The sequence below is a fragment of the Desulfotignum phosphitoxidans DSM 13687 genome (assembly GCF_000350545.1).
Lineage (GTDB): Bacteria > Desulfobacterota > Desulfobacteria > Desulfobacterales > Desulfobacteraceae > Desulfotignum > Desulfotignum phosphitoxidans.
In genome coordinates, this window is sequence record NZ_APJX01000017.1 from 1 (window position 1) to 22,534 (window position 22,534).

Annotated in this window: 21 protein-coding genes and 2 pseudogenes; 12 read left to right on the top strand and 11 right to left on the bottom strand. The window is 54.1% G+C overall.

Annotation, left to right across the window (positions count from 1 at the left end; genetic code table 11):
* From DPO_RS22395 to DPO_RS22405, 3 genes and pseudogenes are all read left to right on the top strand, one after another.
* Positions 1–311: pseudogene (locus DPO_RS22395) on the top strand (MerR family transcriptional regulator); the annotation flags it as partial.
* 44 nt (positions 312–355) lie between these two features.
* Positions 356–1,012 (top strand): ABC transporter ATP-binding protein, encoded by a 657-nt coding sequence (locus DPO_RS22400; protein WP_051069428.1) that lies wholly within the window; start codon positions 356–358, stop codon positions 1,010–1,012.
* Positions 1,013–1,024: 12 nt separating this feature from the next.
* The gene (locus tag DPO_RS22405; RefSeq protein ID WP_006968668.1) at positions 1,025–1,819 is read left to right on the top strand and encodes an ABC transporter permease; all 795 of its coding nucleotides are present in this window, start codon (positions 1,025–1,027) and stop codon (positions 1,817–1,819) included.
* 19 nt (positions 1,820–1,838) lie between these two features.
* Here DPO_RS22405 and DPO_RS22410 read toward each other — a convergent pair whose 3' ends face one another.
* The gene (locus tag DPO_RS22410; RefSeq protein ID WP_006968669.1) at positions 1,839–2,939 is read right to left on the bottom strand and encodes a TOBE domain-containing protein; all 1,101 of its coding nucleotides are present in this window, start codon (positions 2,937–2,939) and stop codon (positions 1,839–1,841) included.
* A gap of 154 nt (positions 2,940–3,093) precedes the next feature.
* Between DPO_RS22410 and DPO_RS22415 the strand changes: the two genes are divergently transcribed.
* The 5 genes from DPO_RS22415 to DPO_RS24235 all read left to right on the top strand — a co-directional run bounded on the left by DPO_RS22415 (position 3,094) and on the right by DPO_RS24235 (position 9,056).
* Complete coding sequence (locus DPO_RS22415) at positions 3,094–3,921, top strand: molybdate transporter family protein (protein WP_006968670.1); 828 nt, start codon at positions 3,094–3,096, stop codon at positions 3,919–3,921.
* Positions 3,922–4,035: 114 nt separating this feature from the next.
* On the top strand, positions 4,036–5,145 hold the full coding sequence (locus DPO_RS22420) for a 4Fe-4S binding protein (RefSeq protein WP_006968671.1): 1,110 nt from the start codon (positions 4,036–4,038) through the stop codon (positions 5,143–5,145).
* A gap of 1 nt (position 5,146) precedes the next feature.
* The gene (locus DPO_RS22425) at positions 5,147–6,172 is read left to right on the top strand and encodes a uroporphyrinogen decarboxylase/cobalamine-independent methonine synthase family protein (RefSeq protein WP_006968672.1); all 1,026 of its coding nucleotides are present in this window, start codon (positions 5,147–5,149) and stop codon (positions 6,170–6,172) included.
* Between the two features lie 13 nt (positions 6,173–6,185).
* Positions 6,186–6,746, top strand: coding sequence for a hemerythrin domain-containing protein (locus DPO_RS22430; protein WP_006968673.1), 561 nt, complete (start codon positions 6,186–6,188; stop codon positions 6,744–6,746).
* A gap of 6 nt (positions 6,747–6,752) precedes the next feature.
* On the top strand, positions 6,753–9,056 hold the full coding sequence (locus DPO_RS24235; protein WP_006968674.1) for a protein kinase domain-containing protein: 2,304 nt from the start codon (positions 6,753–6,755) through the stop codon (positions 9,054–9,056).
* A 2-nt stretch (positions 9,057–9,058) separates the two neighbouring features.
* Here the strand turns inward: DPO_RS24235 and DPO_RS22440 are convergent, their stop codons facing one another.
* Positions 9,059–9,910: a heterodisulfide reductase-related iron-sulfur binding cluster gene (locus DPO_RS22440; RefSeq protein WP_006968675.1), complete on the bottom strand. Its 852-nt coding sequence runs from the start codon at positions 9,908–9,910 to the stop codon at positions 9,059–9,061.
* Positions 9,907–10,464: a 4Fe-4S dicluster domain-containing protein gene (locus DPO_RS22445; RefSeq protein ID WP_024335743.1), complete on the bottom strand. Its 558-nt coding sequence runs from the start codon at positions 10,462–10,464 to the stop codon at positions 9,907–9,909. The genes DPO_RS22440 and DPO_RS22445 overlap by 4 nt, the downstream gene beginning before the upstream one ends.
* Before the next feature lie 289 nt (positions 10,465–10,753).
* Between DPO_RS22445 and DPO_RS22450 the strand changes: the two genes are divergently transcribed.
* Positions 10,754–11,305 (top strand): TVP38/TMEM64 family protein, encoded by a 552-nt coding sequence (locus DPO_RS22450; RefSeq protein ID WP_006968677.1) that lies wholly within the window; start codon positions 10,754–10,756, stop codon positions 11,303–11,305.
* 70 nt (positions 11,306–11,375) lie between these two features.
* Here DPO_RS22450 and DPO_RS22455 read toward each other — a convergent pair whose 3' ends face one another.
* Genes DPO_RS22455 through DPO_RS22465 form a run of 3 tightly spaced genes read right to left on the bottom strand, consistent with a single transcriptional unit; the run spans position 11,376 to position 16,648 of the window.
* Complete coding sequence (locus DPO_RS22455) at positions 11,376–13,652, bottom strand: hypothetical protein (RefSeq protein ID WP_201765667.1); 2,277 nt, start codon at positions 13,650–13,652, stop codon at positions 11,376–11,378.
* Positions 13,639–14,928, bottom strand: coding sequence for a glycosyltransferase (locus tag DPO_RS22460; protein ID WP_006968679.1), 1,290 nt, complete (start codon positions 14,926–14,928; stop codon positions 13,639–13,641). Before DPO_RS22460 ends, DPO_RS22455 begins: the two co-directional genes overlap by 14 nt.
* Before the next feature lie 7 nt (positions 14,929–14,935).
* The gene (locus DPO_RS22465; RefSeq protein WP_006968680.1) at positions 14,936–16,648 is read right to left on the bottom strand and encodes an FAD-dependent oxidoreductase; all 1,713 of its coding nucleotides are present in this window, start codon (positions 16,646–16,648) and stop codon (positions 14,936–14,938) included.
* A 213-nt stretch (positions 16,649–16,861) separates the two neighbouring features.
* Between DPO_RS22465 and DPO_RS22470 the strand changes: the two genes are divergently transcribed.
* The gene (locus DPO_RS22470; RefSeq protein WP_006968681.1) at positions 16,862–17,626 is read left to right on the top strand and encodes an endonuclease/exonuclease/phosphatase family protein; all 765 of its coding nucleotides are present in this window, start codon (positions 16,862–16,864) and stop codon (positions 17,624–17,626) included.
* 6 nt (positions 17,627–17,632) lie between these two features.
* Here the strand turns inward: DPO_RS22470 and DPO_RS24885 are convergent.
* From DPO_RS24885 to DPO_RS22480, 4 genes and pseudogenes are all read right to left on the bottom strand, one after another.
* A pseudogene (locus DPO_RS24885) lies at positions 17,633–17,872 on the bottom strand (type II toxin-antitoxin system PemK/MazF family toxin); the annotation flags it as partial.
* 18 nt (positions 17,873–17,890) lie between these two features.
* Positions 17,891–18,151 (bottom strand): helix-turn-helix domain-containing protein, encoded by a 261-nt coding sequence (locus DPO_RS22475; protein WP_006968683.1) that lies wholly within the window; start codon positions 18,149–18,151, stop codon positions 17,891–17,893.
* Position 18,152: 1 nt separating this feature from the next.
* The gene (locus DPO_RS26805) at positions 18,153–18,434 is read right to left on the bottom strand and encodes a type II toxin-antitoxin system mRNA interferase toxin, RelE/StbE family (RefSeq protein ID WP_083912133.1); all 282 of its coding nucleotides are present in this window, start codon (positions 18,432–18,434) and stop codon (positions 18,153–18,155) included.
* A gap of 137 nt (positions 18,435–18,571) precedes the next feature.
* Complete coding sequence (locus tag DPO_RS22480; protein WP_006968685.1) at positions 18,572–18,973, bottom strand: hypothetical protein; 402 nt, start codon at positions 18,971–18,973, stop codon at positions 18,572–18,574.
* A 99-nt stretch (positions 18,974–19,072) separates the two neighbouring features.
* On the opposite strand from DPO_RS22480, the gene DPO_RS22485 reads away from it, so the two are divergent.
* Positions 19,073–19,891 carry a methylenetetrahydrofolate reductase gene (locus DPO_RS22485; RefSeq protein WP_006968686.1) on the top strand — a complete coding sequence of 273 codons (819 nt, stop codon included), beginning with the start codon at positions 19,073–19,075 and terminating at the stop codon, positions 19,889–19,891.
* A gap of 12 nt (positions 19,892–19,903) precedes the next feature.
* Here the strand turns inward: DPO_RS22485 and DPO_RS22490 are convergent, their stop codons facing one another.
* Positions 19,904–20,530: an NUDIX hydrolase gene (locus tag DPO_RS22490; protein ID WP_006968687.1), complete on the bottom strand. Its 627-nt coding sequence runs from the start codon at positions 20,528–20,530 to the stop codon at positions 19,904–19,906.
* A gap of 229 nt (positions 20,531–20,759) precedes the next feature.
* On the opposite strand from DPO_RS22490, the gene DPO_RS22495 reads away from it, so the two are divergent.
* Positions 20,760–22,532, top strand: a complete 1,773-nt coding sequence (locus DPO_RS22495; protein WP_006968688.1) for an N-acetylglutaminylglutamine amidotransferase — start codon at positions 20,760–20,762, stop codon at positions 22,530–22,532.
* The last annotated feature ends 2 nt before the right edge of the window (positions 22,533–22,534 follow it).

The window sequence follows — 22,534 nt, forward strand, 5'->3', positions numbered from 1 at the left end:
AATACATGCAGTTTTTTACCCGGTTTTTTGAACTGGCCCATGAAAACACCCGTCCCGGCGCCATCCTGGCCTTTCTCAACGCGGACTGGCGCGATTTTGAATCCACCCCGGCAAAAAAAGAATCTCCGGATCACGCCATCACCCTGTTTGACTTTCACCGGCTTTTGTCAGAAACAGGATGGAAACTCACCCACCGCATTGAATGTCCTCTGTCATCTGAACGCCTCAGCGGCACCCAGGTGAAAAACATGCAGGACAAGCGGATCCTGGGCACCGTCAGCCGAACCCTTTTGATCGCAAAACACATATAACATGCAGACAACCATTTCCAGCAAGTATGTTGACTCCTGAAGGCATGATTTCAAATGATTCCAACACAGCCGTCGAACTTGACCGGCTGTATCTGTCCTTTGACGGCCAACCCGTGTTGAAAAACCTGCATTTAAGCATTTTTCCAGGGGACAAGGTGACCCTGACCGGTCCGTCCGGTTCCGGAAAATCCACGGTCCTCAGGTGCATACTGGGCATAGTGATGCCGGATTCCGGAACCATCACGATCCTGGGAGAGCCTGTCACCCGTCACAATATCTGGCAGAAAAGGCGCCACATCGCCTATGTGGCCCAGGAACCGGATCTGGGGGCCGGCAGCGTCAAAGAAGTGATTGAAACCCCGTTCTCCTATCGGGCCAATGCCGGTCTGCGTGACAATCTTGCCCGGCTTCCCGAAATCATGGAAAGATTCAACTTGCCGCAACCGTTGCTGGACAAACAGATCACCCGGCTTTCCGGCGGAGAAAAACAACGGGTTGCACTGACCATCGCCATTTTGCTGGACCGCCCCATTGTGCTGCTTGATGAAGCCTCTTCCGCTCTGGACACGAAAAACAAACAGGCCGTGGCTGATTACTTCAGACAGGCAGGCAACACCACCGTACTTTCCGTGGCCCATGACACCGAATGGCTGGGATTTGCCACCCGGGTCGTTGACATGAACGAGATCCAGAAGACGTAAAGGGAAAACCGGATGAACCAGATTATTGATATCAGTCTGCTGAGTCTTGCCGGCGGATACCTGCTGTTGATTTTTCCTCTGGCCATCATGTTGTATCTGCGGGTGGGCATGCTCAAAGAAACATCGGTGGCCGTACTGAGGATGACCGTGCAGCTGCTGTTTGTAGGGCTGTACCTGCAAGTGGTGTTTAAACTGAACAACCCTTTTTTAAACCTGGCATGGGTGGCTGCCATGATCCTGGTGGCGGATCTGTCCATTCTCAAAGGCTGCCGCCTGAAGTTGAAGCGTTTTCTGCTGCCCATGTTCATCGCACTGCTGGTGGGCACCGTGCTGCCCATGATATTTTTTTCCGGCATCATTCTCAGGCTGCCCGGATGGTTTGAGGCCCAGTACGTTATCCCGCTGGCCGGAATGATTCTGGGCAACTGCCTGCGGGCGGATATTATCGGGCTCAACCATTTTTATCAATCCATCCACAAAAATGAAAAATCGTATCACCAGTCCCTGGCATACGGGGCCGCTTTGACGGAAGCGGTAAATCCTTTTTTCCGGGACGCGCTCAGATCCGCTATTGCCCCGACCATCGCCTCCATGGCGACCATCGGCCTGGTGTCTTTGCCTGGCATGATGACGGGCGTCATTCTTGCCGGAGCCGACCCTTTTACCGCCATCAAGTATCAGATCGCCATCATGATCGCGATTTTTTCAGGCACGGCAGTCACCGTGTTTCTGGCGATCCGGCTGACGGTGGCAAACAGTTTCAATGCCTTTGGCATTCTACACCCGGATATTCTGCGGGATCAGTGACATTGGCGGAGGCAGCCGGTCAATCCAGATGAATCACCACGGAAAAACAGGAAAAAAACGCCCACACTGCGTGACCCTGCCTGATACGGGACAGCCAGGTACCGCTGGATGACATCACCGCACAGATATGGGTGGTGTCCGAAATTTTGACGATGCATTCCGTATTGATTTTTCCCCGGGTGATCCGGGTCACGGTCCCCTTGAACCGGTTTTCCGCACTGCCTTTGAAAGCGGATGTTCCGTCCTGGAGCATCACCATGGGGGCCTTGACTTCGGCGACAATCCATTTGCCCGGGGCCAGTCCCAGTTGGAACACACTGTCATTGGTGATCACCGTCACCACCGGGTGGCCGTCCATGGTGATCATCTCCACCCGGGTCTGGATGTCCCCTGTGACGATATCGGTTACCTTGCAGAAAAAAGCGTTCCTGGCACTGGTTTTGCGGCCGGACTCCTTTTCCATGAATCGCCGGACAATGTCCTGAATTTCGGATTCTGAAAATGTGACATAGGATGATGTCAGGCCGGCAGAGGTGTGTCCCATGATTTTCTGGACCGCCGGCAGGGGCAGATTCCCCTGCATCAATTCGACGGCCCTGGCCCTGCGGATCGCTTCCGGGCCGCCCAGTTCCTTGGCAAACCCGCAGGCAGCGGCCCGTTCATAGAATTTGCGGCGCACAAACCCGGGGTCCAGGTCCGGCATTCGCCCCTGTTTTTCCTTGAACAGCGGCGTGCGAATCATTTCCAGGATTTCATGGCACAGGTTTTCCGACAGGTGGACCGTCCTGAATTTTGAAGCGGTGTCGGACCCGGTGCCACCATAGATCACCGCATGTTTTTCTTTATCGATATCTTGAAACAGGTCAAGCGCCAGCACCTCATTCAGCTTGGCCCCAGTATACCGGATCAGCAGAAACGTGAGCAGAATCCGGAGGCGAGAAATCCGCACATCGGCCCGGGGCGAATCGACTGCCCATTTCCGGAAAGCCTGTTCCAGCTGATGGAGCCGGGCTGTATCCAGGCATGGGGCTGTATGATCGACGGAGATGATCCGTGCATGATCTTTTGTATCCGCCGAAACCCGTTCCGGGTTATCCATAGGTTTTTTCTGATCCGCCATTTCAGCCTTCCCTGTTTTCCAAACCGTGCAGTGCCGTCCAAATTGTCCTTTTTATTGACAGACTCATTCCATAAAATACTTGACCGCACTTGTCAATGATTATACTATCACGAATAAGAAATTTTACGTGACTATATGGGGAAAAGGAGAGATCATGTCTGACCGTTTCAAATTTGACCGGATGGAACTGGCCGGTTCCCTGGGGGACCTGGGGGCACTGCTGCCGATAGCGATCGCCATGGTGCTGTTCAATGGTCTCAGTCCGGTGGGGTTGTTTCTCAGCATCGGGCTTTTCTACATCCTGTCAGGATCTTATTTCGGCATGACCGTGCCGGTCCAGCCTATGAAGGTTATCGGGGCCTATGCCATTGCCACGGCCATGACCGCCGAGCAGATCCTGGCATCCGGATTTCTCATGGGCGTGTTTCTGCTGATCGTGGGCATGACCGGGACCATCGATGTGATCCGGAAATTCACCCCCAAATCCGTGGTGCGCGGGGTGCAGCTGTCCACGGGTGCGCTGCTGATTTCAGGCGGGGTGAAATTCATCATGGGAACATCGAAATACCAGGCCCTGCAGGCGGCGGTGGAACCCCATCTCACCATACAGGCCCTGGCCGGCATTCCCATCAGCGTCATCATCGGGATCATCGGTGCCATTGCCACCCTGCTTTTGCTGGACAATCGGAAATTTCCGGCCGGGCTGATGGTTGTGATCGGCGGGCTGTTTGCAGGCCTGGCGATCCTTTTCGGCAACAGTATCGTCCAGGTGTTCAACTTAATCCCCATGTCCATTTTGGGGGTTTTGCTCATATTCGCAGGCGCGCAACTGACCCTTGCCATGATGGACCTGGACCGGCGCAAAGACCTGTTTGTCGCCACATTGATACTGGGCATCACCCTGGCATCCAACCTGGCGGCCGGATTTATTGCAGGCATGGTGGTGGCCCATATGCTGCGCTGGGACAAGCTTTCCGTATAACAGACCGTCGCACCAAAAAATTTCTTTAAAAAATTGACCTGAATCAATGCGTCCGGCAACCGGTCCTGTTACAAGTGGATATATGACTGCATATAAACAACAGGATAGACACTTATGACAGGCAAAAAATCTCTTTTGGGTTCATTCTTATCCGTCAGACGATGGTTTCAGCTGATATTTCTGGGAATCACCCTTGCCATCGGCATTCAGTTCACATGGTTTGTTTTTCATCTGGAACAAGGGGTTGTTCCGGATTTCAACCGGCCCCCGGGGGTGGAAGCGTTTCTGCCCATCAGTGCCCTGGTCAGCCTGAAGCACACCCTGTCCACCTGGACCATCAATGATATTCATCCATCCGGGCTGGTGATCTTTCTGATCGTCTGCGCCACGGCCCTGGTGGTCAAAAAAGGGGTCTGCAGCTGGGTCTGCCCCTTCGGTCTGTTTTCCGAGATCCTGGCCAAGGTGCACTTCCGGCTGTTCCACCGGACCCTGACATTGCCCAAATGGATCGACACCTCTTTGCGAAGCCTGAAATACCTTTTGGCCGGATTTTTCATTTATTATATTTTCTATAAAATGCCGCTGCCGGCCATCGAGCAGTTCATCCACAGCCCCTACAACCGGTTTGCCGATATCCAGATGCTGGCTTTTTTCACGGACATCTCTCCTTTGGCTTTCAAGGTGATGGCCGGCCTGATGGTGCTGTCTTTTGTGATCCCTTATTTCTGGTGCCGGTATTTGTGCCCTTACGGCGCGGTGCTGAGTGTTCTCGGGTTGCTGAGCATCGGACATATTCACAGAGATCCAGACCTTTGCACAAAATGCGGAAAATGTGAAAACCACTGCCCGGGGTTGATTCAGATCCGGCAAAAACAACAGATCCGGTCTCCTGAATGCTCTGCCTGCCTGTCCTGTGTTGCGGTGTGTCCGGAAAAAAACGCCATCCGGTTCTCCTTGCCCCCGGTCCGGTCATCCTTCCGGCATGCCCTGCCCGGCATTGTCATCGCCGTCCTGTTTGTGGCCGGCATTGCCGCTGCCCGGCTGTCAGGCAACTGGCATAACAGTATTTCCAAGCAAGCCTACCTGGCCCATGTGACCCGGCCTCCATCCGTTCAGACAGGCGGACACCCGGAAATCGATGTTGAAAAAATGAAAAAAATGATTCAAGCTATGAAAGCACGGCGCGCTCAAACCGCGCCTTTCATAGAGATGAAAGGAGAGTGACATGACCATCCCCGGTAATCTTTTGACCACAGCCATGGCCGTGATGCCCCACACGGATGTGGACCCGGCCCTGGACGCGGCTCTGACCCTGGATATTCCGTTCTGGCCCCAGCTGCCCAATTATTCCTATTACGAAGACATGTATGTCCAGGCAGGCGAGCATTTTCCCGGCATCATTCTGAATCTGGAAAAAAAGACCCTGCGGTTTTCCATGGACCGGTTTGTGGAAGAATTTGAGGAAACCATGGCCCATTTTGACGACCCGGAATATTTTGATGTCAGCAACACCTATTCCGCCGTATACCACCGGTTTCTGGACCTGGACCTGTCGGACCGGCCGGCCATCCGGGGCCAGCTGGAAGGCCCGGTGAGCTTCGGATTCAATATCCTGGACCAGGATGAGCGGCCCATTCTGTTTGACGACACGGTGCGGCCGTTCATGTTCGAGTTCATGGCAAAGCGCATCAATGTGCAGCTGTCAAAACTCAAGCAGAAAAACCCCAACGCGTTCATGTTCATTGACGAGCCGGGCATGCAGTTCGTGTTTTCCGCCATGTCCGGGTATGGGGAACAAAAGGCAAAGCAGGACCTGGACCTGTTCTTCTCCACCATTGACCGGCCCCGGGGCATTCACCTGTGCGGGAACCCGGACTGGGATTTCCTCCTGGGCCTGGACATGGATATTCTGTCTCTGGACATCTATACCAATGCGGATATCTTCGGTGCCAGCACCCGGTCGGTGAAACGGTTTCTGGACAGAGGCGGCATCCTGGTATGGGGGATCGTGCCCACGGGCATGGAGACCTTTGAAACGGAAAACCTGGACCTGCTGGCGTTCCGGCTCAAAACCGTGTGGCAGGCCCTGGACAAAAAAGGGATCCCATTGGACCAGATCCTGGCCCAGAGCCTGATATCCCCTGCCACCTGCTGCCTGGTGAACAAGGACAAAGAAAAAACCGTGGAAAAGGCGTTTAAACTGACCCGTGCCATGTCACAGACCCTGCGGGAGGAATACCACCTGACATAAAGGAGGAAGGCCCATGCACGTCACCCGGGTGTTAATTCAGGAACATGTGCTGATCAAACAGGTGCTGATTCTTCTGGACCGGTCCCGGCAGGCCCTGGAAACGGGAGATCCCGTGCCGGCCCTGTTTTTTGAAAAAGCCGTCACCTTCTGTGAACAGTTTGCCGATCAATTTCATCATTTCAAGGAGGAGTTTCTGCTGTTTGGGATGCTGTCCTACAAAAAACAAGGGGAACTGGACACGGCCATGGGGGTGCTTCGGTATCAGCATGAACGGTGCAAGCAAAGTATCGCCCGAATCAAAACCGCGTTGCCCCGATATGAAGAAAATGATGAAATGGCCGTGACCCGGGTCCTGGAAAACTTAAGCGTATATGTATCTTTGCTGCACCGCCACATCGGCATGGAAGACCGGATCTTTTTTCCCATGGCGGAAAAAGCGCTTTCTTCTGAGGAAGCAGACAGCCTTGAAGCGCAGTTCGCGCAGCAGGCACAGCGGTTCGGATCCGCTGAAACGGTTTTTGCCACCCATCAGACCCTGGCGGATGAGCTCAATACCATCCTGGCCACCGGATAACCCGCCATGACCCGGAAAATCAACTGCTGGGAATACATGGGCTGCGGCCGGGAGCCGGGGGGCCGCCATGCTGCGGACAAAGGTATCTGTCCGGCTGCTGTGGACCGATCCCATGACGGCACCAACGAGGGCACCTGTGCAGGCCGTTTCTGCTGGGCCGTGGCCGGCACCCTGTGCCACAACCGGGTCCAGGGCACCTATGCCGGAAAACAGGAGGATTGTCTGGACTGCGAATTTTATCTTCAGGTGCGGGCTGAGCAGGGCAGCACCAATATCCGTACCAAATTTCTGAAATTCATCCATCCCTTTGCCGCATCCCCGATCCTCAACCACCTGGAACCCGTGCAGATTCCCGGAGGCGCCCGGTTCATCACCCAGGGCAGCCGGACCTCAACCGGGTATATCATTCAGCAGGGGGCCTGCCTGGAGCTGGTGGAAAACGAACACGGGCTCCATCCGGTGGGACACCGCAGCGAAGGGGACGTCGTGGGCATGATCTCGCTGTTGACCGGGGAACCCATGGGATTTCACGTGGAAGCGGAAACCGACCTGGAAGCCTGGGCCATCCATAAACCGGATTTTGACCGGATCCCGGAACAGGACCCGGACCTGTATGCCTTTTTAACCGAACTGGTGGCGGACCGGTTCGACCGCAACGGCCCCATTGCCGAACGCCGCATCGGACCCTACCTGATCACCGACATCATCGGCAAAGGCGGGTACAGCATTGTGTACAAGGCCGTTCACCTGGATCTGGAAACACCCGTGGCCGTGAAAATGCTGCGACACCATCTGTCCATGAACAAAGAATTTAAAGACAACTTCAAAAACGAGGCCCGGATCATTGCAGGTCTGGATCACCCCCACATCCTGAAAGTTTATGATATCACCTCCCGTTTCAAAACCGTGTTCATTGCCTGTGAATACCTCACAGGCCTTTCTCTGGAAGAGATGATCACCCGACAACACCGCATCCCGTCTGATCTTGCCCGGAGCTTTCTGGATCAACTGCTGTCCGCCATGGCCTATGCCGGAAACAAGGGCCTGGTGCACCGGGACATCAACCCGGCCAATATCATGGTATCCAAAGATCACCCGATCAAGCTCATCGACTTCGGCCTGGCCTGTCCCGTGGGAACGGATGATTTTATGATGGGCGGGAACCTGCATTACCTGGCCCCGGAAGTGTTTGACGGAGAACCGGCGGATTTTCGCAGCGACCTGTTTTCTCTGGGGATCACTGCCTTTCACACGATAACCGGCCGGCTGCCCTGGGATGCCGTGGATTCGGGTGAAATCATGAAACAGATTCGTCATCAGCCGCTGCCCGATCCGGGAAAACAGGTGAAACACCTGCCCGGATCCCTGAGACAGTTTATCCTGAAAGCCTGCGAAAAAAATCCGGACAAACGGTTTCAGACACCGGAGGAAGCCCGGAAATGGCTGATGAATGCCACGGACTTCGGTCCTGACCCGGTTCGAAGATCCGGACCCGTGCTTTTACCGGGGCGGTACTGCTGCATGAGTTCAGGGCAGCATGAAACCCGGGATGCCCTGCCCGGCCGCCACATGGACATTGCCGCTGCCACCCATATCGGCCATCAGCGAAAAACCAACCAGGACCGGTATCTGACCTGCCTTGAAAATCACTCTGACCCGGAAAACCACGATTTTGCATTGCTGGCCCTGGCGGACGGAATGGGAGGGGCCATCGGCGGCGAAATTGCAGCAGACCATGTGATCAAACACCTCCTGGGCCTGAGCCTTCAGGATGATGAATCCCCCCTGAATTCGCTGAAACGGTTTTACAGAAAAATGGACCGGGATATCTGCGACATGGCGGACAAAGACCCTTATCTCAACGGCATGGGAACTACCCTGGTCTGTGCGGTGGTGTCAAACAATACCGTGTTCTGGGCCCATTCCGGCGACAGCCGGTTGTATCTTCTGCATGGGGATCATTTAACCCGGATCACCCGGGACCAGACCCTGGCGGATTTCCTGATCCGTGAAAAACAGATCACCCCGGATCAGGCACAGACCCATTACTCCCGGCAGGTGCTGGAGCAGTATATCGGATGCGGGGAACTGGCAGTGCAATCCGGCCGGTTTGAACTGGCGGAAGATGACATGATTCTGTTGATGTCGGACGGATGTTACCGCCATATCTCATTAGACACCATCATCACCACCTGCCGCCAAACAACTGACCCGGCGACTGCCGCAGATGCCCTGATAAAAGCCGCCCTGACTGAAGACGGCAGTGACAATATCACCGGGGTGATTTTAACCTTGAGAACAGACGTCTGAAATCACACCTGCCACCGGGTTTTCAATACCGGGACCGGATCGATCAAATGGCGGTTCAGCCATTCTCTGGAGGCTTTTCCATCCCGGGCCAGAGACAGAATTTCAGAAAAATGAAACACGGGGATCCGGTTTTCAGGGGCGCACCGGATCTCCAGATTCAGATGACACATGGCGCAGGCCGTGACAATACATTCCGCGCCGGATTGAATGGCTCCTTTCATGATGCGGTTCACCAGCCTGGAAGATATGGCCGGCCGACTGACGGACAGAAACGTGCCGCAGCAGGTGCCTGAATATCCCCATTGCACGGGATCCCCGCCTAAAGCGGTCATGGTTTTTTCAATCAACCCGTAATGATTGGGCTGTTTGTTCATCCGGGGAGGCCGTGCCAGCATGCATCCGTAATAGGCGGCGATTTTCAGATGTTTCAGCCGGCCGCTCAGGTCTTTGAACCGCCCGGCACAGCTCATGTCCGCCAACAGTTCAAAAAAATGCAGCAGCTTGAGATCAGCATGAAAGGATTCCCCAAAATGCTGTTCCACCCGGCGTCGTTTTTCAGCATTGGTGCTCAGGGTCAACTTCGCCTCTCCCAGCCGGAGATGGCATCCCGGGCAGGCGATGAGCAGTGGCTTGTCATCCGGGGCCAGAAACAGGTTCCGGGAGGCCAGGGCCAGGGCCAGTCCGGCATCGATGCTGTGGGTGGACGATGATCCGCAGCAGTTCCAGTCCGGGATTTCCTTCAACCCGATATCAAACTGTTCCAGAAAATAGATTAACGAGGCATTATTTTCTTTGGCCGTGGTGGCCAGGGAGCAGCCCGGAAAATAATTCAGTTGTGTGTGAGAAAAGGTCATGACAACTCCTTTGCCAGCGTGAACAGATCCTGAACCTGTTGCCGGTCTTTTACTTTGGACGGCATGAGATCCAGTTTCCGTTTGGACAGCATTTTCAGGCCCAGGTCCATGTCCGAGAAAAAATCTTTTTCAGACAGTTTGTACCGCATCATGATTTCCAGTTTATGGGTTCGGCCATATCGCGAAATGGAATCGATCACTTTTTGATGAAACGACAGCACCGCAGGTTCCGCTATTTTCACCTTTTCCTGAATGGCGATGCGGCGAAGCGCATCCATCACCGCGGCCATGTCCACGGCATTGGGGCATTCCATGGAACAGGTATTGCACCCCACGCACAGCCAGATGGTGGAACAAGACAGCACCCGGTGTTTCATTCCCAGCTGAACCATGCGGATGACCCGGTTGGGAAGCATGTCCATATCCTGTGCAAACGGGCATCCACCGCTGCAGCAAAGGCAGTGCCAGCAGCGGCTCAGGTTTGACCGGCTCATCTCTTCAACCATACCGGCGAAATGGTCGTTGGACTCCGGGGTCAGTATTATTGTATCCATTGTTCCGCCCTTTAGAATTTTCTGGTTGTCGGTCTTTTTTTGTGAACTTACCGGAAGTATATGACATAGACCATGACTATTTCCTTGATATATGTCAATCCGGATCATAAAAATCCGAAGCTCCTTTTTGGATCATGGCATGAGTTTCATACGACCGGGTACCCTCTTGCCCTGTGATCTGAAGAAAAATTTGACCTGGACACGGTTTTTAAATTAAGATACGGGCAAACAATAAAGGAATGTTTGATGCTGGCATATAAAATATTTGTTTTGCGGGGATAACGGGGGTATGGATCTGTTCTGGGCACATATTTCCGGACCCCAGGCCCATCCGGCAATGGTGGTGCTGCCCTATGCCATTCTGCCGGCAGTGGGGTTTCCCGTCGTCCCGTTTCTGGTTCTCCTGGGATTAAGATTCGGATCTGTGGGGGGCATTGCGATCATGCTGGCGGTGATGCCGTTTCACCTTACCTTTTCATTCTGGTTCACCCGGGCCGTTGCCGGCCGGTGGATACAGACCCTGGCAGAGAAATTCAACATATCCATCCCCCAACTGCCGGAAAACCGGCGCCTGGGATTCGGATTTTTATTCATGGCCATTCCAGGGCTCAGCTATGCCTTGAAAAATCTTCTGCTGCCGTTGTCAGGCATCCGGTTTTTTCCTTACATGGGGTGCGCGTGGCTGATTCAGGGGATCATGGGCATTCCTTTTGTGATCATGGGAAGGGCTGTGGTGCAATGGGACATGAGCCTGCTGGCCGTGGCCGGGGGCGTGCTTGTGGCAATTTTTCTATTCCGGCGCAAAATTCTTGGCATATACCGCCACATCATGAAATCGTAACATGTTCCTGGCCGGCAAAACATGGGTTTAAGCCTGAAACACACGCATTGAGGCAGAAAAAATCCCCGGATCAGGGAAACGAAGCCGGTTCAAGCAGACAATACCCGTGGGATGTGTCCAGTTCCTTTGGCCGATATCCGGGAACCGCTGCTGTGCAGGGAAGCGGTCTGCCCTTGACAGATGCGGTAAGAAACAGTTCCAGGCCGGTGCGCGACCGGACAAATCTCACGCTGACCACGCCTCCGGGTACCAGGGTGGGACCGAAACACAACGGGGTGTCCTGTTCAAGCCATTCCGGAAAAATACCAGACCCCAGAATGAGCGTACGCCCTTCTTCTCTGATAAACAGGCTGCGCATCATCATGACCCATTCTGCGGCAGCCCAGCCATGCTGACCGTCTCCCATGCACCCGCCGCCGGTCAAAGGATTGATGGCTTCCGGCCACTGGCCTGTGGGGGTTGCCAGATCTGCAACCGCATGGATCAATTCTTTGTACCGGGGGTTGCGGCTGCGCAAAAAGGTCTGGGCCACGGCCAGGGTCAGGTAAATATTGATGCCGGAATGGATCATGTCCTGGAAAAAAGCATTGCCAAAAGAACAATGGCTCATGAGATAAGACAGGGTGTTCATGATCCCGGCATCATTGGGGGATGTGATCTGCAACGGATAATCGGCAACCAGGGATCCCACGGCACCGGCATCCATCCGGCGGTAAGGCGATGCCGGCATGGCCTGGTGCTTTTGATACCCGGGGGACTGGGCCAGGGAGGTGAAAATGCAGGTTTCAAAATCCATGGCCTGGGCCGCAAACAAATTCTGATCTGCAGCATTTCCCTGGTTTTTTGCCAGTTCTGCAGCGGCCCGAAGTCCGGCAACCCCCCAGAAATCATCCCAATAATAATAATCATTGGGCCCTAAATGTTCGGCGCTGAAACCGGCCGGCAGCAGCCCGTCATGGGGTTTGCCATCCTTTTTGCTCCGGCGTTTGTGCACAATCCACCGGGCTCCTTTCATGAGAGAGGTGAAAACCGATGTCGAAAAACCCTGCCCCGTGCATTGGGCAAACCGATGAGCGATCCACAGCACCTGACCGTTGGAATCCCACTCCCCTTCCTGGGACTGGAAATACCCGCTCAGTTTCTGGCGGCTCTCAAACCCCTGGATCAGGCGCTCGCATCTTTGGGCAAGCCCTAAGCCCAGCAGGGCATTCATCATCAGGCATGCGTCCCGGAACCAGAACCGCCGGTAGGTATAAGGTCCTGGAACCACCTCATCCGCACTTAACAGCAGCAGGGTCCTGACCGCCGCATCATACAGAAATTGAAATTTGGCATCCGGTATGGCCAGGGCTGCGGTTTGTGACACCATGTGTGACGCCGGTGCTGCCGGCCGGCCGGTGTTGGAAGAGACAACGTCCGTGTCCTGATTCAGGGGCACCTGAATATCAATTTGGGTCGCCTCTTTGGCGCCAATCGGGAAAAACGCGGCAGCCGTTGCCATGCCGATGGGGCATGCCGCCTGGTTTTCCGCCTGGGGCCGGTCCAGTTCCAAAGCCACATCCCCGTGATCATAGGTGGAAAACAGCACTTTTTCAGGCGCGGCGCCAAAGTGCACCTCGTGGGTGTGGTTGATGACAAACCGGCTGTCCTTAAAGCGGATATGGTCGATGAAATAGATCCCTTCCGGATTATAGGGCCGTATGGACACAACAAGCCACCCCGTATCTGTTTGCATGCTGCCTCTGGCAGTCATCTGCATCACCGGGCCGGCAGGGGTGTCCATTTTCACGCGGGCCGTGCACACAAGAGACAGGCTGTTTTCCTCTGTGGCAGTGGTGACGGCCAGTTCGCCTGACAGATCAAGGGTCTGCACCACACTGGGCTGCCGGGACGGCAGCAGCAGGTTATTGTCTTTTGTCATGAGCCAGACATCAATGGACCATGCATCAAACAAAGGGGTCACAAGTCCCCTGGGATCGATGATCGGGTAGGCGGCAAGGTCTGGATGGCCGACTGCCGTCCAGTTTCTGTGGGTCACATTGATATGGGAAAAGGAAAATCCCCTGGGGATAAAAGACGCATCTTGCGGGGTGAACTGTTTCACCACCCAGAAGGGCCAGACCCAGTCAAGATTGTACTGGATGGCCCGGGTGTTGACCAGTCCCCGGGCATGGAAGATAAGCCCGGCCCGGAGCAGTTCAATGGGTTCCTGGACTTCAGAGGGCTTGCCAAACTGCCGCAGCCGGGCCATCAGGGTGACAGGATCCAGAAATCCGTAAAATCCGGTGACCCGTCTGATCAGAAACCGCCATGGCAGCCATTTTTTGAATAATTCAGGTACCATCATCCCGGTTCAACAAGGTGAGGGACTGGGCTTTTTCAGCGATCAGTTCCCATTCGGTTTGAAGGGCAACCAAAAATGATTCCCAGGGTTCTGTTTCCGTATCTTCATTTTCAGCCCGGTCATCTTTAGGAGAAACAGCGGTGGCATAGAGGTCGAGAAGCTTATTGACACAGGCTTGTCTGCTGAATTTCAGGGCTGTCTGGCTTGCGTGCTTCTGCCAGAAGCGCAATTTTTCAGAATCAGACACGGCATCCCGGATGGCCCGGGAAAACGCACTTTGATCTGCATCTTCAGGAAGCAGTCTCCCGTTTTTCTGGTTTTCCACCACTTCCCGGACCCCCGGACCATCCAGGGCAACAACGGGTGTTTTTGCGGCCATGGCTTCGGTGAGCACCATGCCCTGGGTTTCGGATTGTGACGAAAAAACAAATAGATCCATGGCCTGGTACGCATCGGCCAGGGCTTTACCCGTGAGGTTTCCTGTGAGAACCAGCCGGTGGGCAAAGTTGCAGTCTGTAAATATATCATGGATTTTTTGCCGGTCCGGACCGTCTCCTGCCACACAAAACCAGGTGTCTTCAAGGGATTGCATGGATCTGGCAACGCTTTCAGCCAGATACACCAGATTTTTTTCAGGGGCAAGCCGGCCCACATGTCCGATGACAACGGCATTTTCCGGGATGTGGTACGTTTTTTTAAAACCCTGCCCGTCCCCTGAAGCAAAAAACTGTATGTCCACGCCTGTGGGAATTTGTGCTACCGGTGTGGTGACGCCGCGTTTTTTAATCAGATCGGCAATGCTTTTGCTGGGCGCCACCACCTGGTCGCATAAATTGGCGTACATGGTGGACAGATTCCTGGCAAACTGCTTGAAATTGTCATTTTCCCCGGCCACATAATGGGTATATTCTTCATACAGGGTGTGGTGGGTGAAGATCAGGGGCAGCCTGCGCCGCCGGGCAGCCCTGAAGGCGGCATCGCCGAGCAGATACGGGTGGTGGCTGTGAATGATATCCGGGGCAAATGCATCCAGTTTTTCGTCAATGTAAAACGGCACGGGAATGCGCATGGAAAAGTCACTGCCGTTGAAATTCTGGATGGCAGGGACCCGCAGAATAATGACATCTTCACTGTTATCGGCATCGTCTCCGGCAAAGGTCGGTGCAACAATGAGCACCTGGTGTCCCTTTTTTTGCAGGTCCCTGGAAAAGGTGTATACTGACCGGGCCACCCCGCCCACATGGGGCAGGTAAGTATTGGTGAACATGCAGATATTCATGATATTCTCAAATGTCCATAAAATCCGGTGCCACGGCCAGGATCATGGCATGGCCCCCCTGGACGTTGCAGACATTGTCAAACCCTTTCTGATTGAGCAGCACCTGGCACTCATAAGACCGGGCTCCCGTACCGCAGACCAGGCAAAGGGGTCTGTCGGACGGCACCTCATCCAGCCGGTCCCGGAGCTGGTCCTGGGGAATATTCATCCATTTGTCCTTGTATTTTTCAATAAACGGGGCCGCTTCTTTGGGATCCCTGACATCCATGACCTGGATCTGGTCTTTGGCAAATTCACGGACAAAATCCACGGGATCCATGGGCACGTTGCGCCCTTCCAGGATGTTGTCCAGCACATTGCCGGCATTGTTGATGATATCCATGGCCGATGCAAAGGGCGGGGCATACCCGGTTTCAAGGGAACAGACCTCGTCCACATCAATGCCGGCGGAAAGCAGGGGCGCCACCGCATCCACCCGGGCCTTGACTGCATCTCCCTGACCGCCCACAGATTCAATGCCTAAGATTCGCCGGGTTTTCCGGTCGGCAATCAGGTGAATATACATAATCCGGGACGAGGGATAAAAATGGGCCCTGTCCGACTGGGCCACCACGGCATGGACGGGATCGTATCCGATGGCCCGGGCCTGGGCAAAGGTCAGCCCGGCTTTGGCTGCGGCCATGTCAAACGCCTTGATGCAGAAAGTGCCCACAGTGCCCTTGAATTTGGAAGCCCGGCCATGAATGTTGTTGGCAATGATCCGGCCCTGGCGGTTGGCCAGAGACCCCAGCGGCATGGTCATGTTTTCGCCGTTGACCAGGTTTCTGAGCTCCACGCAGTCACCCCCGGCATAGATATGCGGATCTGTGGTGCGCAGCCCCCGGTCCACCAAAAGAGCCCCGGAACTGCCCACAGCCAGCCCGGCATCTTTGGCAAACCGGGTGTTGGGCCGGACCCCGGCGGACATGACCACCAGATCGCACGGCAGGGTTTTCCCCCCGACTTCCACGGATGTCACCCCGGATGTGTCATCGCCGTTGATTTTATCCACTTTTTGAGACAGCAGGATCGTGACGTTGTTCTGCTTCAATTCCATCTCCACTACCCTGGACATGTTCTTTCCCAGGGCTGCCGGCAGAATCTGATCCGCCATCTCAACGATGGTGGTATCCACGCCCCACAGATCGGTCAATGCCTCGGCCATTTCGATCCCGATGGCACCGGCTCCGACCACCACGGCACGGCCCACTTTTCCCTTGGAGATGGTATCTTTGATATCCCTGGCAGAATGAAGATTGGACACAGTAAATACCCGGGGCAGGTCTGCGCCGGGAATCGGGGGCCGGACCGGCGTCGCCCCGGTGGCGATCACCAGTTTATCATAAGGCAGAGCTTCTTTTTTTTCCGTGTCCAGGTGACGGATATGCAGTGTTTTTTTATCCCGGTCAATGGACATTGCCTCCACCCGGGGCAGAATATTCACCCCTTTGCTGGACCTGAAAAATGCCGGATCACGCAGCACATGGGAAGAGGTGGAACAAAGCCCTTCCAGATCATTGATATCCCCGCCCACATAATAAGGGATGCCGCATCCCCCATATGAAATCAGATTGTCCCTGTCAATCACGGTAATTTGCGCATCCGGATCCAGCCGTCTGAGCCGGCACGCCACTTTGGGGCCTAAAGCCACGGCGCCGACAATAATCACGCGTTTACTCACGGTGTTTTTCCTTTATTTTCACCGGCCGCCCGGTGTAAGCCCGGCGGCTGGAATTTTATTCAAAAGCCTGCCCAGTCTGGAGCAAACTGATTCAACTAAACTAAGAAGTATAGGGATGACCTGTTAAAATGCAAGAAAGATTTTCTCATTTTTCAACCCTGATGTGCATCTGTAGAAGTTGACACAGAGCCAAGAATATCGCATCCTGAAAGAATGAAAACAGATTCTGCATCTTTCAGCGTGATGACCATGAACCTGCGCTTCGGCCTGGCAAAAGATGACAAAAACCGCTGGGAACGACGCAGGGATGTGGTCAAAGATTTTCTGAAACAGATGAAAACCGATTTTATCGGATTCCAGGAGGTAAACCATTTTCAGGCGGAATTTCTGAAAAACACCCTGACCCAGTACGGCCACATCGGCTGGTACAACCAAAACCATCCCTGGTGGCAATCCAACATGATCTTTTTTCACAAAGACTGGACCTGCTTAGGCCACCGCCACCATTTCATCTCCCGGTTTCCCGACATTCCGTCCAAAATGTCCGGTTCCCGGTGGCCCCGGCAGTGTGTGGCCGGATGGTTTGAAAAACAGGGCCGGCATCTGCTGGCAGCCAACACCCATTTTGATTTTAACGCGGCGGTCCAGGCCAGAAGCGCCGGCATGGTGGCCGGTTTTCTGAAATGGTTCCCGCCGGGACTGCCCGTGGTCATCACCGGTGACTTCAACACCGGCCATGACTCATCCGCTTTCAAAACCTTTCAGACCCACGGATTCCGAGAAGTGTTTGAAGCAGATCCCCCGGGCACGTTTCACGGGTTCACCGGCAGGACCGACGGCCGGCACATCGACTGGATTTTATACAGGGGCGAAATCCGGCCGGTCACCCGCCGGGTCCTGACCTTCCATAAAGGTGACCAATATCCTTCGGATCATTTTCCCGTGGCTGCTGATTTTATCTATAAAAGGATTAAATAAAATTTATTATTGTGCAAACAATTCCTGCAGGCAATGAAGAACGCTGGTCTGCGCTTTTTTTGAAAGAACCCCCAGTTTCCGGATCACCCGTGTTTTGTCAACCGCCCTTATCTGGTCAAGAAGTATCCACCCTTTTCTGCCCTGAAACGTGCAAGGAATCCTTGTGGGATAATGGCATCCCTTTGGGACCATCGGAGCAATGATAGCGGTTCTCAGCGAAGACATTTCATCCGGAGAAATGATGACACTGGACCGGACAGTCTCTCAGGCGGCAGATTCCTGTTCGATGTCCCATCCGGGAAATACCAGCACCGCTGGGTGACAACTGAGTGCCCGTGCCAGAACCTTTGCTCTTTCCACACCCAGTTGAACCCTGTCGTTTTCAATGGCCGAGATGGTTGACTGAGGAATTCCGGTCATTCTGGAAAGTTCATTTTGACTGAGTTCCTGCATCTGTCGTATGATTTTAACAGATTCTCCCACAGACACATCAATACGTTTAGTGGCCTTTGAATATTCTTTCATATTACGATCTCCGATAATCATGGGGAGTCACACTCACCACTTTGATGAAAACTTGATCCTTAATTATTTTATAGATCACCCTGTATTGTTTGTTCAATCGGGATGATCTATGGCCTTTCCATGGTCCACTCAATGCCTCATCCCGCAACCCTTTCATTTTACGAAGCCCCTGGGGACCGGAAATAGTGACGATATCCTTCCATTTTTCGTACCGTTTCAACACATCTTTTGGAATGCTATCGAGTTGTTTTGAAACACGTCTATGTTCATAAACTGACCACATTAACAATGTTAAAACATACCATAAATGGTATGTCAACACTAATTTGAAAAATCCCGTCCCCGGCTTCAGCCATTAAATATCAATTATGTTGAACCGGTCCTCACATATCAAAACCAGAATGTCTTATGACGCTTCTGTCAAGCGATAACGCCGGTCACCCCGAACACGGGATCAGCCAGCCGGAGCTGCGGGAAATACCGGTCGTCCACGGGCCGGGGATATCCCCGGAAGGAGTGGGTGGCTGCCAGTTCTTTTGCGTTCATTCCCAGGCCGTGCACTTCTGAAAAAACCGGATCATCCGGCAGATGGGAACTCCATGCAGGATCCGCCCCGCTCCGCCTTTGTCTGGACTTCCCAGGTGATATCTTTCGGGTAATGGTGAGGAGAAACCGGGCCAAAGGATGGTTCAGATCCGCCACAACCGTCCGGGGATTTTTTTCAAGGCACCGGAACGGGGTGGTATTGCCTTTGAACACACCGGGCAGGCCTGTAATCAATCCCTGGGGATAGAACCTGCCCGGCACCAGGGTATCAAACACGGCTGCCGGCTGAGTTGGATTTCAAGCTTTAATTTGACCTGACACCGGTTTCAGGGCATACTGTCAAGGCTTGTTAACCCCTTGACAAAAGGAGACCCCATGTCCTTTGTGATCTCTGACACCCAAAAATTTGTCACCACCATTGAAGTGGTGCCGCCGGCCGGTAACGATCCCGCAGCCCTTCTGGACAAACTGGCCGCGATTTCAGATCTTGATTTTGACGGATTCAGCGTGGCCACCAATCCTGTGGCCAAACCCCGGATGTCCGCCATGGTTTTCTGCCACCTGCTGCATCAGAAAACCGGCAAGCCCGCCATTTTGCACCTGACAGTGCGGGACCACAATCTTCTGGGACTTCAGGCGGAACTGTGGGGGGCGAAAGCCTTGGGGATCGACACCTTGATCGCCGTTACCGGGGACCCGTCCGCCGGCCGGCAAAAGGACGGTGCCACGGCGGTGAATGACGTGAATGTGTACCAGCTGATCACCCTGGCCAACGAATCCGGCCTGACTACCGGGGCTGTCCTGGATTTCCGGCCGGAGCGCAACGGGCTGAAAAACGAGGTCAAACGCCTGGAAAAAAAAGTGGCGGCCGGATCCCGGTTCATCGTCACCCAGCCGGTCTATGATGAACCCACGGCAAAAACCCTGGCCGATGCCTGCGCACATCTGCCCGTGCCCAAACTCATGGGAATACTTCCGCTGCTGTCCTTCAGGCACGCGACATTTCTGCACGACAAGGTGGATGGCATTGCCGTTCCGGATGCGTTGCGCCGGGAGATGGAAACATCGGCTGATCCCGTCAGAACCGGCACGATTCAGGCGAAACACATGCTGGAAATCGCAAAACTTTATTTTTCCGGAGCCTGTGTGATGCCGCCCTTCGAACGGTTCGAGATCCTGAAGGAGATCCTGTGATATTGGTTCCGGTCAGGCCGGACCGGCGTGTTTTTCCGGGGGCATGATCTGCTTTATTTCAAACGAATATGCCCGGCCGGGCCGGTCTGAAAAAAAGTCGGCCAGGGTCTGGCGGATCGATTCAAACGCGATATTATCCCAGGGGATCTCTGATTCGGAAAACAGCTGCACGTCTGTGCTTTCTTTGGTGGGGCCGAAATCAGTGTCCAGCAGTCTTGCCCGGAACATCAGATAGATCTGGTGGACAAACACCAGATTGAACATGCGGTAGGGGGCAATGATGGAAACATGGGACCGGGTTTCCTCCAGGGTTTCCCGCACCGCCCCCTGCTCAACGGTTTCTCCGTTTTCCAGATACCCGGCCGGCAGGGTCCATTTCCCTTTTCTGGGTTCGATATTTCTTTTGCACAGCAGCACCTGATCTTCCAGCATCGGAATGCAGCCCACCACCAGTTTGGGATTGTCATAATGAACATGGCCGCATCGGTTACATACCGGCCGGATATGATCATCATCCTCGGGTATCCGGGTTGTCATTTTTGCACCGCAGATACTGCAGTATTTAATACTCATTTTTTTCTCCATTTCCCGCTCCGCTGTCATTGCCTGATCCGTGATCCGGTCCGATCCCACCATCATTCTCTTACCCCTAACATGAAACTATCTTTTAACACAACCCTGATCCTTTCTGCCTGACCTGCCAATTTGACAAAACAACCCGGAGTCTATATATTTATTGACATGAATTCACAGATAACATGCGTTTTGATCTTGTTCAGTTCACAATTCTGAACGTCCAGGGGCTATTCTAAGCCTTTGTTACCTTATTTGTATTTTAACCTAATTTTACCTTTCAACAGGAGATTTTATGTGCGGCATATGCGGAGAAATATTTTTCAACAGGCAACCCATTTATGAAGATTCCGTCATCCGGATGAACCAGGCCATGGCGGCCCGAGGTCCTGACAATGAAGATATCTATCACGGCATCTGGACCCTGATGGGGCATCGCCGCCTCAAGATCATCGATTTAAGTGACGATTCCAACCAGCCCATGATCGACCCCAAACTCGGGCTGATCATTGTGTACAACGGAGCGATCTACAACTACAAAATCCTGAAAGATGAACTCATCGAAAAAGGCTACACCTTTCATACCGGCGGGGACACGGAAGTGATCCTCAAGGCGTATCATGCCTGGGGGGAAGACTGTGTGACGCGTTTTAACGGGATGTTCGCCTTTGCCATCTACAACCAGGCCAAAGACAAGGTGTTCATGGCCAGAGACCGCTTAGGCATCAAACCCTTATATTTTCACAAAACCGGCAACAGCCTGTTGTTTGCCTCTTCTCTGCCGGCCCTGCTGGCCACCGGAAAAATCAAACCACAGATCTCTGCCCAGGCCCTGCATTATTATCTGACGTTTCATTCCGTGGTGCCCGCGCCCCACACCATGGTGTCCGGCATTGAAAAACTGCCGCCTGCCACCTGGGCTGTGATCTCCCAGGACGGCACCATGACCCGGAACACCTACTGGCATCCCGTGTATCAGCGGGACCAGGAAGAAGAAAACTACACGTTTGACGACTGGAAACAGCGGGTGAGCCAGACCCTGATGGCATCGGTGAAACGCCGGCTGGTGGCGGATGTGCCCGTGGGCGTGCTGCTGTCCGGAGGCCTGGATTCCAGCCTGGTGGTGGGCCTGCTGGCCGAGGCCGGACAAAAGGATCTGAAGACCTTTTCCATCGGGTTTGACAGTGTGGGCGACGAAAAAGGAGACGAGTTTCTGTATTCCGATATCATTGCCCGGCATTTTGCCACGGACCACCACAAGATTCAGGTGAACGGCAGCGAGGTGCTGCCGTCCATGCCCGCCTGTGTCAAAGCCATGAGCGAACCCATGGTCTCCCATGACTGCATCGGATTCTATCTGCTGAGCCAGAAAGTGGCCGAACATGTCAGGGTGGTCCAGAGCGGCCAGGGCGCGGATGAAATCTTCGGCGGATATCACTGGTATCCGCCCATGATGGAAAGCACGGATCCCGTGACCGACTACCGGACCGTGTTCGGGGACCGGTCCCATGACGAATTTCTGGAAATGGTGACCCAGGCCTATCACGGAGACGATGTCAGCACCCGGTTCATCCGGGACCATTTTGACATGCCCGGTGCGGACACCCCCATCGACAAAACCCTGCGCCTGGACACCCTGGTGATGCTCACCGAAGACCCGGTGAAACGGGTGGACAACATGACCATGGCCGCCGGCCTGGAAGCCCGGGTCCCGTTTCTGGACCATGAGCTGGTGGAGCTGGTGGCAAAAATTCCCGCGGAACACAAAGTGGGGCACGGCGGCAAACACATTCTCAAGGAAGCGGCCAGAGCGGTCATTCCCAACGAGGTCATCGACCGGCCCAAAGGGTATTTCCCCGTACCGGCCCTCAAATACCTGCAAGGGGAATACCTGGATTTTGTCAAAGGCATTCTGAACACCGATACAGCCCGGGACCGGAACCTGTTCAACCGGGACTATATTGACCGGCTGCTGGCGGATCCTGAATCCCATATCACGCCGCTCAAGGGCTCCAAGCTCTGGCAGGCGGCCCTGCTGGAATACTGGTGTCAGCAGCACGACATTTAAAC

Excerpts from the sequence above, each read along its gene's own strand:
- DPO_RS22400 (WP_051069428.1), top strand. The coding sequence starts at position 356 with ATGATTTCAAATGATTCCAACACAGCCGTCGAACTTGACCGGCTGTAT.
- DPO_RS22405 (WP_006968668.1), top strand. The coding sequence starts at position 1,025 with ATGAACCAGATTATTGATATCAGTCTGCTGAGTCTTGCCGGCGGATAC.
- DPO_RS22410 (WP_006968669.1), bottom strand. The coding sequence starts at position 2,939 with ATGGCGGATCAGAAAAAACCTATGGATAACCCGGAACGGGTTTCGGCG.
- DPO_RS22415 (WP_006968670.1), top strand. The coding sequence starts at position 3,094 with ATGTCTGACCGTTTCAAATTTGACCGGATGGAACTGGCCGGTTCCCTG.
- DPO_RS22420 (WP_006968671.1), top strand. The coding sequence starts at position 4,036 with ATGACAGGCAAAAAATCTCTTTTGGGTTCATTCTTATCCGTCAGACGA.
- DPO_RS22425 (WP_006968672.1), top strand. The coding sequence starts at position 5,147 with ATGACCATCCCCGGTAATCTTTTGACCACAGCCATGGCCGTGATGCCC.
- DPO_RS22430 (WP_006968673.1), top strand. The coding sequence starts at position 6,186 with ATGCACGTCACCCGGGTGTTAATTCAGGAACATGTGCTGATCAAACAG.
- DPO_RS24235 (WP_006968674.1), top strand. The coding sequence starts at position 6,753 with ATGACCCGGAAAATCAACTGCTGGGAATACATGGGCTGCGGCCGGGAG.
- DPO_RS22440 (WP_006968675.1), bottom strand. The coding sequence starts at position 9,910 with ATGACCTTTTCTCACACACAACTGAATTATTTTCCGGGCTGCTCCCTG.
- DPO_RS22445 (WP_024335743.1), bottom strand. The coding sequence starts at position 10,464 with ATGGATACAATAATACTGACCCCGGAGTCCAACGACCATTTCGCCGGT.
- DPO_RS22450 (WP_006968677.1), top strand. The coding sequence starts at position 10,754 with ATGGATCTGTTCTGGGCACATATTTCCGGACCCCAGGCCCATCCGGCA.
- DPO_RS22455 (WP_201765667.1), bottom strand. The coding sequence starts at position 13,652 with ATGATGGTACCTGAATTATTCAAAAAATGGCTGCCATGGCGGTTTCTG.
- DPO_RS22460 (WP_006968679.1), bottom strand. The coding sequence starts at position 14,928 with ATGAATATCTGCATGTTCACCAATACTTACCTGCCCCATGTGGGCGGG.
- DPO_RS22470 (WP_006968681.1), top strand. The coding sequence starts at position 16,862 with ATGAAAACAGATTCTGCATCTTTCAGCGTGATGACCATGAACCTGCGC.
- DPO_RS22475 (WP_006968683.1), bottom strand. The coding sequence starts at position 18,151 with ATGAAAGAATATTCAAAGGCCACTAAACGTATTGATGTGTCTGTGGGA.
- DPO_RS26805 (WP_083912133.1), bottom strand. The coding sequence starts at position 18,434 with ATGTGGTCAGTTTATGAACATAGACGTGTTTCAAAACAACTCGATAGC.
- DPO_RS22485 (WP_006968686.1), top strand. The coding sequence starts at position 19,073 with ATGTCCTTTGTGATCTCTGACACCCAAAAATTTGTCACCACCATTGAA.
- DPO_RS22490 (WP_006968687.1), bottom strand. The coding sequence starts at position 20,530 with ATGATGGTGGGATCGGACCGGATCACGGATCAGGCAATGACAGCGGAG.
- DPO_RS22495 (WP_006968688.1), top strand. The coding sequence starts at position 20,760 with ATGTGCGGCATATGCGGAGAAATATTTTTCAACAGGCAACCCATTTAT.